The sequence below is a fragment of the Streptomyces sp. NPDC088707 genome (assembly GCF_044752725.1).
Lineage (GTDB): Bacteria > Actinomycetota > Actinomycetes > Streptomycetales > Streptomycetaceae > Streptomyces.
In genome coordinates this window covers 1,459,084-1,473,983 of record NZ_JBIVLV010000001.1, presented here as the reverse complement: position 1 = coordinate 1,473,983, position 14,900 = coordinate 1,459,084, and the positions used below count along the sequence as shown (strand labels likewise).

Here is a 14,900-nt window from a genome sequence, read left to right as displayed (position 1 = left end):
CCGTGCCACGACCCTTCACGCTCTTCACCGGCCAGTGGGCCGACCTGCCCCTGGAGGAGGTCTGCCGGCTCGCCCGCGACTTCGGCTACGACGGCCTCGAACTCGCCTGCTGGGGAGATCACTTCGAGGTCGACAAGGCCCTCGCCGACCCGGCGTACGTCAAGGGCAGGCGCGAACTGCTCGACGCGTACGGCCTGAAGTGCTGGGCGATCTCCAACCACCTGGTGGGACAGGCCGTGTGCGACCATCCCATCGACGAGCGCCACCAGGCGATCGTGCCCGCCCGGATCTGGGGTGACGGCGACGCCGAAGGGGTCCGGCAGCGCGCCGCCCGCGAACTCGCGGACACCGCGCGGGCCGCGGCCGCGCTCGGCGTCGACACCGTCATCGGCTTCACCGGCTCCTCCATCTGGCATCTGGTGGCGATGTTCCCGCCGGTCCCCGAGCGCATGGTCGAGCGCGGCTTCGAGGACTTCGCGGAACGGTGGAACCCGATCCTCGACGTCTTCGACGCCGAAGGCGTCCGCTTCGCCCACGAGGTCCACCCCAGCGAGATCGCCTACGACTACTGGACCACCCAGCGGGCCCTGGACGCCGTCGACCGGCGTCCCGCCTTCGGGCTCAACTTCGATCCCAGCCACTTCGTGTGGCAGGACCTCGACCCCGTCGGCTTCCTGTGGGACTTCCGCGACCGGATCTACCACGTGGACTGCAAGGAGGCCCGTAAGCGGCTCGACGGCCGGAGCGGCCGGCTCGGCTCCCATCTGCCCTGGGGCGACCCCCGGCGCGGCTGGGACTTCGTCTCCGCGGGACACGGCGACGTGCCCTGGGAGGACGTCTTCCGCATGCTCCGGTCCATCGGCTACGCCGGGCCCGTCTCCGTGGAGTGGGAGGACGCCGGCATGGACCGGCTGACCGGTGCCCCCGAGGCGCTGTCCTTCCTCAAGCGGTACGACTTCGACCCCCCGGCGGCCTCCTTCGACGCGGCCTTCGGGAGCGCCGACTGAGGTGAAGGCGCAGGTCCGCGCCTGGCGGCGAGGTGCCGCCGGGCCGGTCCGCGCTGCCCGCGAGAGCCTTTGTCCTCTCGCGGGGAAAAGTTCGACCGCAGTGGTGCACAAGGGCTTTCCGTGGGGGACGAACCCGGCTACGGTCCCTGATGTGTACATGGCGTAACAGCGTGATGTGACCAGCGTGACGGCGCACGCCGGTCCCCGGACAACCCGCACACCCGGCCCTACTCCGGAGGACACCCGTGCACAGAAAACGACTCCGCGCCAGGAAGTCGCTCGCCCTACTCACCATCGGACTGCTCGCCCTCGGCGCCCCCCAGGGCCTCGCCGCCGAACCCGAAGCCCCCGCCCCCGGCGGAACCACCGCATCCGCCGCATCCGCCGCCTCGGCCGCCGAGGAATTCCAGCAGATCACCCTCGCCAAGGGCGGCGAGGAAGTCGGCGAACCCATGTCCCTCGCCGTACTCCCGGACCGCAGCGTCCTCCACACCTCCCGCAACGGCGAACTCCGCCGCACCGACGCCGCCGGCAACACCACCGTCATCGGCACCGTCCCCGTCTACTCCCACGACGAAGAAGGCCTCCAGGGCATCGGCCTCGACCCGAACTTCGCCCAGAACAAGGCCATCTACCTCTACTACGCCCCGCCCCTCGACACCCCCGCAGGCGACGCCCCCGAGAACGGCACCGCCGCCGACTTCGCGAAGTACGACGGCGTCAACCGCCTCTCCCGCTTCACCCTGCGAGCCGACGGCACCCTCGACAACGCCAGCGAGAAGAAGGTCATCGACATCCCCGCCACCCGCGGGATCTGCTGCCACGTCGGCGGCGACATCGACTTCGACGCCCAGGGCAACCTCTACCTCTCGACCGGCGACGACTCCAACCCCTTCGCCTCCGACGGCTTCACCCCCATCGACGAACGCCCCGACCGCAACCCCGCGTTCGACGCCCGCCGCACCTCCGGCAACACCAACGACCTCCGCGGCAAGATCCTCCGCATCAAGGTCGCCGACGACGGCACCTACACCGTCCCCGAAGGCAACCTCTTCGCCGCCGGCACCGCCAGGACCAGGCCCGAGATCTACGCCATGGGCTTCCGCAACCCCTTCCGCTTCAGCGTCGACAAAGCCACCGGCACCCTCTACGTCGGCGACTACGGCCCCGACGCCGGCGCCGCCGACCCCCGGCGCGGCCCCGCCGGACAGGTCGAGTTCGCCCGCGTCACCAAGCCCGGCAACTTCGGCTGGCCCTTCTGCACCGGCGACAACGACCCCTACGTCGACTACGACTTCGCCACCAAGACCTCCGGCACCACCTACGACTGCGCCGCCCTCAAGAACGACTCCCCGCACAACACCGGACTCGTCGACCTGCCGCCCGCCGAACCCGCCTGGATCCCCTACAACGGCGGCTCCGTACCCGAGTTCGGCACCGGCTCCGAATCACCCATGGGCGGCCCCGTCTACCGCTACGACCCCGCCAACACCTCCCCGGTCAAGTTCCCCGAGGCCTACGACGGCGACTTCTTCGCCGGAGAGTTCGGCCGCCGCTGGATCAAGCGCATCGACCAGGACACCGACGGCACCGTCGCCTCCATCAACGACGTCCCCTGGACCGGCACCCAGATCATGGACATGGCCTTCGGCCCCGACGGAGCCCTCTACGTCCTCGACTACGGCACCGCCTGGTTCGGCGGCGACCACAACTCCGGCCTCTACCGCATCGAGAACGCCACCGGCGGGCGCTCCCCGGTCGCCGAAGCGAGCGTCAACAAGACCTCCGGCACCGCCCCCCTGAAGGTCGCCTTCTCCTCCGCCGGCACCACCGACGGCGACGGCGACGCCCTCACCTACACCTGGGACTTCGGCGACGGCGGCACCGCCACGACCGCCAACCCCACCCACACGTACCGCAGGAACGGCACCTACACCGCCACCGTGACGGCCAAGGACACCAGCGGCCGCACCGGCTCCGCCTCCGTCCACATCGTCGTCGGCAACACCGCCCCCAAGGTCACCCTCGAACTCCCCGCAGAAGGAGCCCTCTTCTCCTTCGGCGACGACATCCCCTTCAAGGTCACCGTCACCGACCCCGAAGACGGCACCATCGACTGCACCAAGGTCAAGGTCACCTACGTCCTCGGCCACGACAGCCACGGCCACCCCGTCACCACCGCCAACGGCTGCACCGGCACCATCAAGACCTCCGCCGACGGCGGCCACGACGACGACGCCAACATCTTCGCCGTCTTCGACGCCGAGTACACCGACGGCGGAGGCGGCGGCCAGGCCGCCCTCACCACCCACGACCAGGCCAAACTCCAGCCCCGCCACCGCCAGGCCGAACACTTCGACGCCCAGAACGGCGTCAACCTCTTCGACAAGACCCAGGCCAACGGCGGACGCACCGTCGGCGACATCCACGACGGCGACTGGATCTCCTTCAAGCCCTACAACGTCACCGGAGCCACCAAGCTCACCGCCCGCATCTCCTCCGGCGGCAACGGCGGCTTCCTCGAAGTCCGCACCGGCTCACCCACCGGCCCCCTCCACGGCTCCGCACCCGTCCCCGTCACCGGCAGCTGGGAGACCTTCCAGGACATCGACGTCCCCCTGCGGAACCTCCCCCGCAAGACCACCGAACTCTTCCTCGTCTTCAAGGGCGGCACCGGCGCCCTCTACGACCTCGACGACTTCACCTTCTCCAGCACCCCCGTGAACCGCAACGCCAAGCGAGTCCTCGTCTTCTCCAAGACCGCCGGCTTCCGCCACGACTCCATCGGCACCGGCATCACCGCCCTCAAGGAACTCGGCGCCACCCACGACATCGTCATCGACAGCACCGAGGAACCCCGCCAGTTCACCACCAACAACCTCGCCCGCTACGACGCCGTCGTCTTCCTCTCCACCACCGGCGACGTCCTCGACACCGACCAGCAGAAGGCCTTCGAGAACTACGTCTCCACCGGCGGCGGCTACATGGGCATCCACGCCGCCGCCGACACCGAGTACGACTGGAGCTTCTACGGCGGACTCGTCGGCGCCTACTTCCAGTCCCACCCCCAGATCCAGCCCGCCACCGTCCGCGCCGAAGACCACACCCACCCCGCCACCGCCCACATCGACGGCCCCTGGCAGCGCACCGACGAGTGGTACAACTACCGCACCAACCCCCGCGACCAGGCCCGCGTCCTCGCCACCCTCGACGAGACCACCTACCAGGGCGGCACCATGAAGGGCGACCACCCCATCGCCTGGTGCCAGACCTACGGCGGCGGCCGCTCCTTCTACACCGGAGGCGGCCACACCAAGGAGTCCTACGCCGAACCGGCCTTCCGCCAACACCTGCTGGGCGGCCTCCGCTACGCCACCGGCCAGGTCAAGGCCGACTGCCGGCCCCAGACCGGCTACCGCGACCTCTTCAACGGCGAGACCCGTGAAGGCTGGAAGCAGGCCGGACCCGGCGGCTTCGACATCACGAACCGCGAACTCCACTCCACCGGCGGCATGGGCATGCTCTGGTACCAGGCCAAGGAACTCCGCTCCTACTCCCTCACCCTCGACTGGAAACTCACCGGAGACTCCAACTCCGGCATCTTCGTCGGCTTCCCCGCCAGCGACGACCCCTGGTCCGCCGTGAACAACGGCTACGAGATCCAGATCGACGCCACCGACGCCGCCGACCGCACCACCGGCGCCGTCTACGGCTTCAAATCCGCCAACCTCAAGGCCCGCGACCAGGCCCTCCGCCCGCCCGGCCAGTGGAACACGTACGAAATCCGCGTCCAGGGCGAACGCCTCCAGGTCTTCCTCAACGGCATCAAGATCAACGACTTCACCAACACCGACCCCGCCCGCAGCCTCACCAGCGGCCACATCGGCATCCAGAACCACGGAGCCGCAGACCAGGCCGCCTTCCGCGACATCCGACTCAAGGAACTCCCCTCCTGACGGAACTCCCCTCCTGACGGAACTCCCCTCCTGACGGAACTCCCCTCCTGACGGAGCTCCCCTCCTGACGGAGCTCCCCTGCTGACGGAGCTCCCTCCGACCGGCTCCCGCACCCAGCTGACGGGAGCCCCCGGACGACGGTGGGCGGGGCGGCGCCGTACCCCCCGCCCACCGTCACCACCCCCACCCCTCTTTCCGCTGGACGAGCAGGGAGGCCGACGCCATGACCCACGCACCCCGCACCGGAATCTGGCTCATAGGCGCGAGAGGCTCCGTCGCCACCACCACCATGGTCGGCTGCGCCGCTCTCGTCGCCGGACTCCACCCACCCACCGGCATGGCCACCGAAACCCCCGAACTCGCCGACGCCGGCCTGCCCCCACTCGCCTCCCTCGTCTTCGGCGGACACGACACCACCGACTGCCCGCTCCCCAAACGCGCCGAACAACTCACCACCGCCGGAGTCCTCCCGTACGGCCTCATCAGCACCGTCACCCGCGAACTCGAGGCCGCCGACCGCGAGATCCGCCCCGGCGGCCCCGCCCCCGGCGACACCCGCACCGACGAACAACTCATCACCGCCTTCACCCACGACCTGACGGACTTCCGCCGACGCATTGGCCTGGACCGCGTCGTGGTCGTCAATGTGGCATCCACGGAGCCGGCGTCGGGGGGCGTCGGGCTCCCGCCCAGCACCCTGTACGCCGCCGCCGCACTGCGCGCCGGATGCCCGTACGTCAACTTCACCCCGTCCACGGGCCTGCGCCACCCCGCCCTCGCCGCCCCGCTCGCCGCGAGCCGACTGCCGCACGCGGGCCGCGACGGCAAGACCGGCCAGACCCTGCTCCGCGCCGTGCTCGCCCCGATGTTCCGCCAGCGCGCCCTGACCGTACGCGCCTGGTCCGGCAGCAACCTCCTCGGCGGCGGCGACGGAGCCGCCCTCGCCGACCCGGCGGCCGCGGCCGCCAAGAACGCCGGGAAGGAACGCGTCCTCACCGACACCCTCGGCCCCGGCGTCGAAGGCCAGGTCCACATCGACGACGTCCCCGCGCTGGGGGAGTGGAAGACCGCCTGGGACCACATCGCCTTCGACGGCTTCCTCGGCACCCGCATGATCCTCCAGACCCTCTGGCAGGGCTGCGACTCCGCCCTCGCGGCCCCCCTCGTCCTCGACCTCGCCCGCCTCACGGCCCGCGCCCACGAGAAGGGCCGAACAGGGCCTTTGGAGGACCTCGCCTTCTACTTCAAGGACCCGGAAGGCACCCCTCCGGCCTCGCTGGCGGAGCAGTACGACCGCCTGCTGACCTTCGGCCGCACGCTGGGCGACCGCCCGGGGGCGGTGGAGGCGGGCACGGCGCATGCGGGTACGGGCGAGACGGGCGCGGCGGACACCGGCGCCGGGAACACGGGGCCGGGGGACGCGGCGACGGGGGGCGCGAGAGCGGGGGACGCGGCGACGGGGGACGCGGGGACGGGGACGGCCCGATGACCCGGCGGCGCACCGGCCGGGCACAGGCCTGGGCGGAACTCCTCCGCGTATCGGCACTGTTCTCGGTGCCCGGCGACGCCCTCGCGGGCGCTGCGGCGGCCGGAGCCCGCCCCGGCCGGGGCACGCTCTGTGCGATCGGCGCCTCGCTCTGCCTGTACGAGGCGGGGATGGCCCTCAACGACTGGGCCGACCGGGCCGAGGACGCCGCCGAACGCCCCCACCGCCCCCTGCCCTCCGGACGCATCGCCCCGAGCGCCGCCCTTGCGGCCTCGACGGCCCTGACGGCGGCGGGCCTCGCCCTGGCCTCCCGCGCGGGCCGCCCGGCCCTCGCGGTCGCCACCGCCCTCGCCGCCACGGTCTGGGCCTACGACCTCGGCCTGAAACACACCCCGGCGGGCCCCGGCACCATGGCCACGGCCCGAGCGCTCGACCTCCTCCTGGGCGCGACGGCCTCGACGAGCGCGACGGCCTCGACGGGCAGGAACGGGGGACCCCGCCACCGCGCCGTGCACGCCCTGCCGTCCGCCGCCCTGCTCGGCGCGCACACCTACGCCGTCACCGCCGTCTCCCGCCACGAGACCCACGGCGGCTCCACCCGCACCCCGCTCGCCGCACTCGCCGTCACCCTGGCGGTGGCCGCGGCGGCATCGGGCGAGGCGCTCGGCGCGCGACCCGGCACCACCGTCTCCTCCCCTCCGGGGCCCCCCGCCCCCGCCCCCCACCCCCACCCCGCCCTCCCCTCCAGTCGGCCCCTTCCGTCCTCCTGGCCGCTGCCCTCCCGCCGGCTGCTCCCTGTCCGCCGGCCCGGTCGGTCCCGTGGCCTCGGTCCCCTCCTCGCTCTCGCCTACGCCCGCACCCCGGCCACCCTCCTCCTCCACGCCGCGCTCAACCCGTCGGCGGCGCTCACCGAGCGGGCCGTCGGCGGGGGGATCCGGGCCACCATCCCGCTTCAGGCCGCGCTGGCCGCCCGCGCCGGGGCGCCGGGAACCGCGCTCGCGCTGCTCGGCCTGGTCCCGGCCGCGCGCGCCCTCGCCCGGAAGGTGAGCCCCACATGAGCACCACCCGTCCCGCCTCCCGTCCGTCGGCCCCCTCCCTTGCCGGGGCCGCCGCCCCGATCGCCGCTCCCGCCTCCTCCCACTCCTCTCCGCACTCCGCGGGCCGCCCGCGGCTGGGCTACGGCACCAACGGCCTCACCGATCTGCGGCTCGACGACGCCCTCGGGCTGCTCGCCGATCTCGGCTACGACGGCGTCGGGCTGACCCTCGACCACATGCACCTCGACCCCCTCGCCCCCGACCTGGCCGCCCGCACCGCCCGGGTCGCCCGGCGCCTCGGCGAGCTGGGGCTCGGAGTGACCGTCGAGACGGGGGCCCGCTACGTCCTCGACCCGCGCCGCAAGCACGGCCCGTCCCTGCTCGACCCGGACCCCGAGGACCGCGCCGCCCGGGTCCGGCTCCTGCTGCGGGCCGTCCGCATCGCCTCCGACCTCGGCGCGCACGCCGTGCACTGCTTCAGCGGCACCCTCCCGGGCGACACCCCGCCGGACGAGGCCTGGAAGCGGCTCACCTCCTCGCTCGCCCCTGTCCTCGACGCGGCGGAAGCCGCCCGCGTCCCCCTGGCCGTCGAACCCGAACCCGGCCACCTCCTCGCCACCCTCGACGACTTCCACCACCTGCGCGGGCTCCTCGGCGACCCCCCGCCCGCCGTCCTCGGCCTCACCCTCGACATCGGCCACTGCCAGTGCCTCGAACCCCTCCCTCCCGCCGACTGCCTGCGCGCGGCCGCCCCCTGGGTGCACCACGTCCAGATCGAGGACATGCGCCGCGGTGTGCACGAGCACCTGCCGTTCGGCGACGGGGAGATCGACTTCCCGCCCGTCCTCGCCGCCCTCGCCGAACTCACCGCCGCCGGCTACCCCGGGCTGACCGTCGTCGAGCTACCCCGCCACTCCCACGCCGGGCCCGAACTCGCCCGCACCTCCCTCTCCTTCCTGCGTCCGGAGGCCCCGACATGCTGACGGTCACCGCCGCCGCCCGCGCCTGGCTGGACTCCGCCCTCGCCGAGGCCGAGGCCCGTGCTCCCGGTTGGGAGGAGCGCTTCGTCGCCGCGGGCCGGCACTGCGGGCGCGAGCACGCGGACGAGGCCCGCACCCTGCTCCTCCAAGCCGCCGGCGCGGACCCCGACACCCTCACCCGTCTCTACCGGCACGGCGCCGCCGCCGAGCGCCGCGCGGTCCTCCTGGCCCTCCCCGTCCTCGTCACCGGCCCCGAGGCCGTCCCTCTCGTCGAGGACGCCCTCCGCACCCACGACGCCACCCTGATCGCCGCCGCCGTCGGCCCCTACGCCGCCACCCACCTCACCCCCCACGCCTGGCGGCACGCCCTCCTCAAATGTCTCTTCACCGACGTCCCCGTCACCGCCGTCGCCGGCCTCGCCGAGCGCGCCGCCGGTGACGCCGAACTCGCCCGGATGCTCGCCGACCACGCCGCCGAACGCACCGCCGCCGGCCGGGACGTCCCCGCCGATCTGACCCGCGTCCTCGCCCTCACCGCCCCCACCGAGGAGTCCTGATGCGCATCTTCGACCCGCACATCCACATGACCTCGCGCACCACGGACGACTACCGGGCGATGTACGACGCCGGAGTCCGCGCCCTCGTCGAACCGTCCTTCTGGCTCGGCCAGCCGCGCACCTCGCCCGCCTCCTTCCTCGACTACTTCGACGCCCTCCTCGGCTGGGAGCCCTTCCGTGCCGCCCAGCACGGCATCGCCCACCACTGCGCCCTCGCCCTCAACCCGAAGGAGGCCAACGACCCCCGCTGCGTCCCCGTCCTCGACGACCTGCCCCGGTACCTCGCCAAGGACGGTGTCGTCGCCGTCGGCGAGATCGGCTACGACTCCCTGACACCCGCCGAGGACACCGCGCTCGCCACCCAGCTCCAGCTCGCCGCCGAGCACGGCCTGCCGGCGCTCGTCCACACCCCGCACCGCGACAAGCTCACCGGCCTGCGCCGCACCGTCGACGTCGTGCGTGAGTCCGCGCTCGCCCCGGACCGCGTCCTCCTCGACCACCTCAACGAGACGACCGTCAAGGAGGCCGCCGACAGCGGCGCCTGGCTCGGCTTCTCCGTCTATCCCGATACCAAGATGGACGAGGACCGGACGGTCGCGATCCTCAAGGAGTACGGAACCGACCGCGTTCTGGTGAACTCGGCCGCCGACTGGGGCCGCAGCGACCCCCTCAAGACCCACGCCGTGGCCCTGGCCATGCTCGGCGCCGGCTTCACGGACGACGACGTCGACCAGGTCCTCTGGCGCAACCCCGTCGCCTTCTACGGTCTCAGCGGACGCCTCCACCTCGACCTCCCCACCCCGCCGGAGCTCCACGAGGGCAACTCCGTGCTGCGCGGCGGGGAATGAGGCGTCCCCATGCGCTTCCGGCACCCCGACGGCTCCACCGTCCACCTCGCCTACTGCACCAACGTGCACCCGGCCGAGACCCTCGACGGCGTCCTCGCCCAGCTCCGCGACCACTGCGAGCCGGTCCGCCGCCGCCTCGGCCGTGACCGCCTCGGCATCGGCCTCTGGCTCGCCCGCGACGCCGCCCGCTCCCTGACCACCGACCCGGCCTCGCTCCGCGCCCTGCGCGCCGAACTCGACCGCCGGGGCCTCGAAGTGGTCACCCTGAACGGCTTTCCGTACGAGGGATTCGGCGCCGACGAGGTCAAGTACCGCGTCTACCAGCCCGACTGGACCCACCCCGATCGTCTCGCCCACACCACCGACCTCGCCCGGCTCCTCGCCGCGCTGCTCCCCGAAGACGTCACCGAAGGCTCCGTCTCCACCCTGCCCCTCGCCTGGCGCACCCCCTTCGACGCCGAGGCCGCCACCACCGCCCGCACCGCCCTGACGGCGCTCGCCGGACGGCTCGACGCGCTGGAGGAACTCACCGGGCGGAGCATCCGGATCGGGCTCGAACCGGAGCCCGGCTGCATCGTCGAGACCGTCGCCGACGCCGTCGCCGCACTCACCGCCGCGCCGAACCCCCGTATCGGCGTCTGCCTCGACACCTGTCATCTCGCGACCTCCTTCGAGGATCCGCGCACCGCCCTGGAATCGCTCGCCACCGCCGGCATCCCGGTGCCCAAGGCGCAGCTCTCCGCCGCGCTCCACGCCGAGCACCCGCACCTCCCCGAGGTCAGGGCGGCGCTCGCGGCGTTCGCCGAGCCCCGCTTCCTCCACCAGACCCGCACCAGGACCGCCGCCGGCCTCCGAGGCACCGACGACCTGCCCGAGGCGCTCGCCGTCTCCGGCCACCACTCCGCGACCGGTCACGGTCTCCCCGACGGGACCCCGTGGCGCGCCCACTTCCACGTCCCCCTGCACGCTCCCCCCGCCCCTCCGCTGAGTTCCACGCTCCCCGTCCTCCAGGACGCCCTCGCCCTGCTCGTCGGCGGCCCGCATCCGCGCACCCACCATCTGGAGGTCGAGACGTACACCTGGCAGGCCCTTCCCTCCGAGAGTCGCCCCCGTACCAGGGCCCGGCTCGCCGACGGCATCGCCGCCGAACTGACCCTGGCCCGCGACCTGCTGACCGACCTCGGCCTCAAGGAACTGCCATGAGCGACCCCGCGCCCGCAGCCACCTCCGCAGCCACACCCGCACCGACCCCCCTTCTGGTCCTCGACGTCGTCGGTCTCACCCCACGGCTCCTGCCGCACATGCCCCACCTGGCCGCCCTCGCCCGCAGCGGCTCCCAGGCCCCGCTCTCCACCGTGCTGCCCGCTGTCACCTGCACCGCCCAGACCACCTTTCTCACCGGCACTCTCCCCGCTGAGCACGGCATCGTCGGAAACGGCTGGTACTTCCGTGACCTCGGCGACGTCCTGCTGTGGCGCCAGCACAACGGTCTCGTCTCCGGCGACCGCCTCTGGGACGCCGCCCGCCGCACCCATCCCGACTACACCGTCGCCAACATCTGCTGGTGGTACGCGATGGGCGCCGACACCGACATCACCGTCACCCCCCGCCCCGTCTACTACGCCGACGGGCGCAAGGAACCCGACTGCTACACCCGGCCCCCGGCCCTGCACGACGAACTCACCGAGAAGTTCGGCACCTTCCCCCTCTTCCACTTCTGGGGCCCCGGCGCCGACCTCGTCTCCAGCCGCTGGATCGTCGACGCCACCCGTCACATCCTTCGCACCCGCCGCCCCGACCTCGCCCTCTGCTACGTCCCGCACCTGGACTACGACCTGCAGCGCTACGGCCCCGACGATCCGCGCTCCTTCCGGGCCGCGGCCGCGCTCGACACCGTCCTCGCACCGCTCCTCGCGGAGGCGCGGGCCGAGGGCCGCACGGTCGTGGTCCTCTCCGAGTACGGCATCACCCGGGTCGAGCGCCCCGTCGACATCAACCGCGCCCTGCGGCGCGCCGGCCTCCTGGAGGTCCACACCCAGGACGGCATGGAGTACCTGGACCCCATGACCTCCCGGGCGTTCGCCGTCGCCGACCACCAGATCGCCCACGTCTACGTCAAGCGCCCCGCCGACCTGCCGGCCGTCCGGGAAGCCCTCGCCGACCTCCCCGGTCTGGAACGGCTCCTCGACGACGACGGCAAGAAGGAACACGGCCTCGACCATCCGCGCTCCGGGGAACTGGTCGCCGTCGCCGAGCCCGACGCCTGGTTCACGTACTACTACTGGCTCGACGACGCCCGCGCCCCCGACTTCGCGCAGCTCGTCGAGATCCACCGCAAGCCCGGCTACGACCCCGCCGAACTCCTCATGGACCCGCTCGACCCCTATGTGCGGATCAAGGCCGCCAGGGCGATCGCCCGCAAGAAGCTCGGTATGAGGTACCGGATGGCGGTCGTGCCTCTCGACCCCTCACCTCTTCGCGGCAGCCATGGCCGCCTTCCCGCGAGTGACGACACTGCCAACGGGCCACTCATCCTGTGCTCCACCCCCCGCGCCCTGGACGGCCGCGTCGCGGCCACCGATGTGAAGAACCTGCTGCTCAGGCTGGCCGGGGTCGTGGAGACCTCGACCTGAACCCACGCAGCGGACCGAATCCCTCCGGATCGCTCCGGAGCCCCCAGCCGATCCCTCCGGCTGAATCCAGTGAAGCAGGCTTTTCCGACAGTCAAGGAGTTGTCCACAGATGAGTCGCACGCGCCGTACCGAAACCGCCAACGACCCCGAGCTCGTCCACAGGCTCAGCCGGCGGAACATGCTGGGCGTCGCCGCCGGCGCGACCGCCGCCGCACTGCTCGGGGCGGCGGCTGCGCCCGCCGCCGCGGCGGTCGACGCCACCGCAGCGCCGGGCCACGGCCACGGGCACGGCCGCCCCGTCCTGCCGCCCGGCCGCCTCGGCATCCAGCTCTACTCGCTGCGCGACAAGGTCGCGACCCTCGGCTTCGCCGCCGTCTTCGCCGAACTGCGGAAGTACGGCTACGACGAGGTCGAGTACGCCGGATACAGCCAGGGCTCCGCCGGCCCCATCAGCCTCGCCCAGCTCAAGCGCCTCACCCGTGACCACGGTCTGCGCCCGATCGGCAGCCATGTCGGCTACTACGCGAGCGACCCCGCCGCGTACACCTTCGCCCAGAACCTCGACCGCGTCCTCGACGACGCTGCCGCCCTGGGCCTGCCCCACATCGGCACCGCCTCCGGGCCCTGGCGCTACGGCTCCACCGTCGACGGCTGGAAGCGGTGCGCCGAGGAGTTCAACCGGTTCGGCGCCGCGGCGAGGAAGCGCGGCATGAAGTTCTACCAGCACAACCACTCGGAGGAGTTCTCCTTCGCCAGCGACCGCCCCGACGTACGTCTCTACGACGTCCTTCTCGCCGAGACCGACCCCGACCTAGTGCACCTGGAGATGGACATCTTCTGGGCGTACGTCGGCCAGTACCGCTACTCGGTCCGCCCGGACGGCACCCCCGCCCCGTTCGACCCGCTCGACTACGTCCTCGACCAGCCCCACCGCTATCCGCTCTTCCACGTGAAGGACGGCGACCGGGACGACTCCGCCGTCCCCTACGGCTACCGGATGACGGACGTCGGTGACGGCGACATCGACTACCGGCACTTCATCTCGGCGGTCAACCGCACCCGCCACGGCCGGAGCGCCCACCACTGGCAGGCCGAGCACGACAACCCCGTCGACTCGCTGACCTTCGCCCGCAGGTCCAGCGCCCACCTCCACTCGCTGCGGGAGAAGGGCCGCTGACCCTCCCGACGGCCCCGGACCCCCGCCGACCAGGGGGTTCGGGACCGCCGCACGCCGGTCCCGCCGCACTCTGTGTGAGCGAGCGGCGGCACCCCGTGCGTACGGCCGGGGAATCCGTGAGTGATCAAGGATCATGAGGCGGTTTCACCCCACTGACCACGGAAAACGCTGGTGATAGCCACCTGGAACCCCTGGTAGAGTTACATCTGTCGCCGCGAGGGAAACCCCGCAGCGGCAGACACCTTGTCCGGGTGGCGGAATGGCAGACGCGCTAGCTTGAGGTGCTAGTGCCCTTTATCGGGCGTGGGGGTTCAAGTCCCCCCTCGGACACCAGTGGAAATGCCGGTCGATCTCGTATCGACCGGCATTTCGCGTTGTGCGGGGCGTCCCGACGGCCCGGGTACGGCGGAGCCGGGCCGTCGCTACTTCTTCCGGCGCGCCACCACCAGGCGGCACCGCGGGCTTCCGTCCTCGCGGGTGCCCAGGGTGTCGACGGGCACGAAGGTGACCTCGAAGCCGGCGTCCTCCAGACGGGCGCGGACGTCGCCGAGCCGGAAGGTGCGGTAGTACATGACGAAGGGCGGGCGCCAGACCGCGTTGCGGACGCGCATCGTGGCGTCGAAGCCCCAGAGGATCCAGTAGAGGCGGGAGCCGACGGGGGGCGGGGCCCCGATGGGGAAGGCGAACGTTCCCCCGGGTCGCAGGGAGGCGTGGACCTGGCCGAACAGGGTGCGCTGCTCGTGCGGCAGGAAGTGGCCGAAGGCGCCGAAGCTGACGGCCAGGTCGAAGACCGGTGCGAAGGGCAGGGCCAGGGCGTCGGCGCGGACCAGGCCGGCCGTCGGGTGGGCCTCGCGGGCCCGGGTCAGCATGCCCGTACTGAAGTCGACGCCGGTGACGGGGCCCGCGCACACCGAGCGGAGGACGCCCAGTCCGGCGCCGGTGCCGCAGCAGACGTCGAGGCCCGAGCCGAAGGGGCCGAGGGTCTCCAGGGTGCGGGTGACGGCGGTCAGTAGGTGTTCGGAGGTGCGGAACGGCGTCGCGTCGAACTTGGTCGCGAGCAGGTCGTAGCCGTGCTCGACGGAGGAGAGGGCCTGGACGGTCAGCTCGCGGAGGCTGGGACCCTGCGGGGTGAACATGTTCCCGACCCTAAGTGTTCAGGGGCCGTGCGGGGTGGGGATCGTCCGACCTCGTGCCGTCACCGTCCGTGTACGGGCGGGCG

11 protein-coding genes and 1 tRNA gene are annotated in these 14,900 nt (G+C 72.4%); 11 read left to right on the top strand and 1 reads right to left on the bottom strand.

Annotated features, from left to right (window positions below; genetic code table 11):
* The first annotated feature begins 2 nt into the window (after positions 1-2).
* From ACIP84_RS06580 to ACIP84_RS06530, 11 genes are all read left to right on the top strand, one after another.
* Positions 3-1,007, top strand: a complete 1,005-nt coding sequence (locus ACIP84_RS06580; protein WP_055600077.1) for a sugar phosphate isomerase/epimerase — start codon at positions 3-5, stop codon at positions 1,005-1,007.
* A 245-nt stretch (positions 1,008-1,252) separates the two neighbouring features.
* Positions 1,253-4,963, top strand: coding sequence for a ThuA domain-containing protein (locus ACIP84_RS06575; RefSeq protein WP_401795231.1), 3,711 nt, complete (start codon positions 1,253-1,255; stop codon positions 4,961-4,963).
* Between the two features lie 223 nt (positions 4,964-5,186).
* Positions 5,187-6,452, top strand: a complete 1,266-nt coding sequence (locus tag ACIP84_RS06570; RefSeq protein WP_401795228.1) for an inositol-3-phosphate synthase — start codon at positions 5,187-5,189, stop codon at positions 6,450-6,452.
* Entirely contained in the window at positions 6,449-7,507 is a 1,059-nt protein-coding gene (locus ACIP84_RS06565) for an SCO3242 family prenyltransferase (RefSeq protein WP_401795225.1), read from the top strand. The genes ACIP84_RS06570 and ACIP84_RS06565 overlap by 4 nt, the downstream gene beginning before the upstream one ends.
* Entirely contained in the window at positions 7,504-8,469 is a 966-nt protein-coding gene (locus ACIP84_RS06560; protein ID WP_401795222.1) for a sugar phosphate isomerase/epimerase family protein, read from the top strand. The genes ACIP84_RS06565 and ACIP84_RS06560 overlap by 4 nt, the downstream gene beginning before the upstream one ends.
* Positions 8,463-9,023: an EboA domain-containing protein gene (locus ACIP84_RS06555; RefSeq protein WP_401795219.1), complete on the top strand. Its 561-nt coding sequence runs from the start codon at positions 8,463-8,465 to the stop codon at positions 9,021-9,023. The genes ACIP84_RS06560 and ACIP84_RS06555 overlap by 7 nt, the downstream gene beginning before the upstream one ends.
* A complete protein-coding gene (locus tag ACIP84_RS06550; RefSeq protein WP_401795216.1) occupies positions 9,023-9,871 on the top strand; it encodes a TatD family hydrolase in 849 nt (282 codons plus the stop codon). Before ACIP84_RS06555 ends, ACIP84_RS06550 begins: the two co-directional genes overlap by 1 nt.
* 9 nt (positions 9,872-9,880) lie before the next feature.
* A complete protein-coding gene (gene eboE, locus ACIP84_RS06545; RefSeq protein WP_401795213.1) occupies positions 9,881-11,074 on the top strand; it encodes a metabolite traffic protein EboE in 1,194 nt (397 codons plus the stop codon).
* On the top strand, positions 11,071-12,504 hold the full coding sequence (locus tag ACIP84_RS06540) for a nucleotide pyrophosphatase/phosphodiesterase family protein (RefSeq protein ID WP_401795210.1): 1,434 nt from the start codon (positions 11,071-11,073) through the stop codon (positions 12,502-12,504). The genes eboE and ACIP84_RS06540 overlap by 4 nt, the downstream gene beginning before the upstream one ends.
* Before the next feature lie 109 nt (positions 12,505-12,613).
* Complete coding sequence (locus ACIP84_RS06535) at positions 12,614-13,681, top strand: sugar phosphate isomerase/epimerase family protein (RefSeq protein ID WP_401795207.1); 1,068 nt, start codon at positions 12,614-12,616, stop codon at positions 13,679-13,681.
* Between the two features lie 245 nt (positions 13,682-13,926).
* Positions 13,927-14,014, top strand: a tRNA-Leu gene (locus ACIP84_RS06530).
* 89 nt (positions 14,015-14,103) lie between these two features.
* Here ACIP84_RS06530 and ACIP84_RS06525 read toward each other — a convergent pair.
* Positions 14,104-14,817: a class I SAM-dependent methyltransferase gene (locus tag ACIP84_RS06525; RefSeq protein ID WP_401795204.1), complete on the bottom strand. Its 714-nt coding sequence runs from the start codon at positions 14,815-14,817 to the stop codon at positions 14,104-14,106.
* Positions 14,818-14,900 lie beyond the last annotated feature (83 nt).

Excerpts from the sequence above, each read along its gene's own strand:
- ACIP84_RS06570 (WP_401795228.1), top strand. The coding sequence starts at position 5,187 with ATGACCCACGCACCCCGCACCGGAATCTGGCTCATAGGCGCGAGAGGC.
- ACIP84_RS06565 (WP_401795225.1), top strand. The coding sequence starts at position 6,449 with ATGACCCGGCGGCGCACCGGCCGGGCACAGGCCTGGGCGGAACTCCTC.
- ACIP84_RS06560 (WP_401795222.1), top strand. The coding sequence starts at position 7,504 with ATGAGCACCACCCGTCCCGCCTCCCGTCCGTCGGCCCCCTCCCTTGCC.
- ACIP84_RS06555 (WP_401795219.1), top strand. The coding sequence starts at position 8,463 with ATGCTGACGGTCACCGCCGCCGCCCGCGCCTGGCTGGACTCCGCCCTC.
- ACIP84_RS06550 (WP_401795216.1), top strand. The coding sequence starts at position 9,023 with ATGCGCATCTTCGACCCGCACATCCACATGACCTCGCGCACCACGGAC.
- eboE (WP_401795213.1), top strand. The coding sequence starts at position 9,881 with ATGCGCTTCCGGCACCCCGACGGCTCCACCGTCCACCTCGCCTACTGC.
- ACIP84_RS06540 (WP_401795210.1), top strand. The coding sequence starts at position 11,071 with ATGAGCGACCCCGCGCCCGCAGCCACCTCCGCAGCCACACCCGCACCG.
- ACIP84_RS06535 (WP_401795207.1), top strand. The coding sequence starts at position 12,614 with ATGAGTCGCACGCGCCGTACCGAAACCGCCAACGACCCCGAGCTCGTC.
- ACIP84_RS06525 (WP_401795204.1), bottom strand. The coding sequence starts at position 14,817 with ATGTTCACCCCGCAGGGTCCCAGCCTCCGCGAGCTGACCGTCCAGGCC.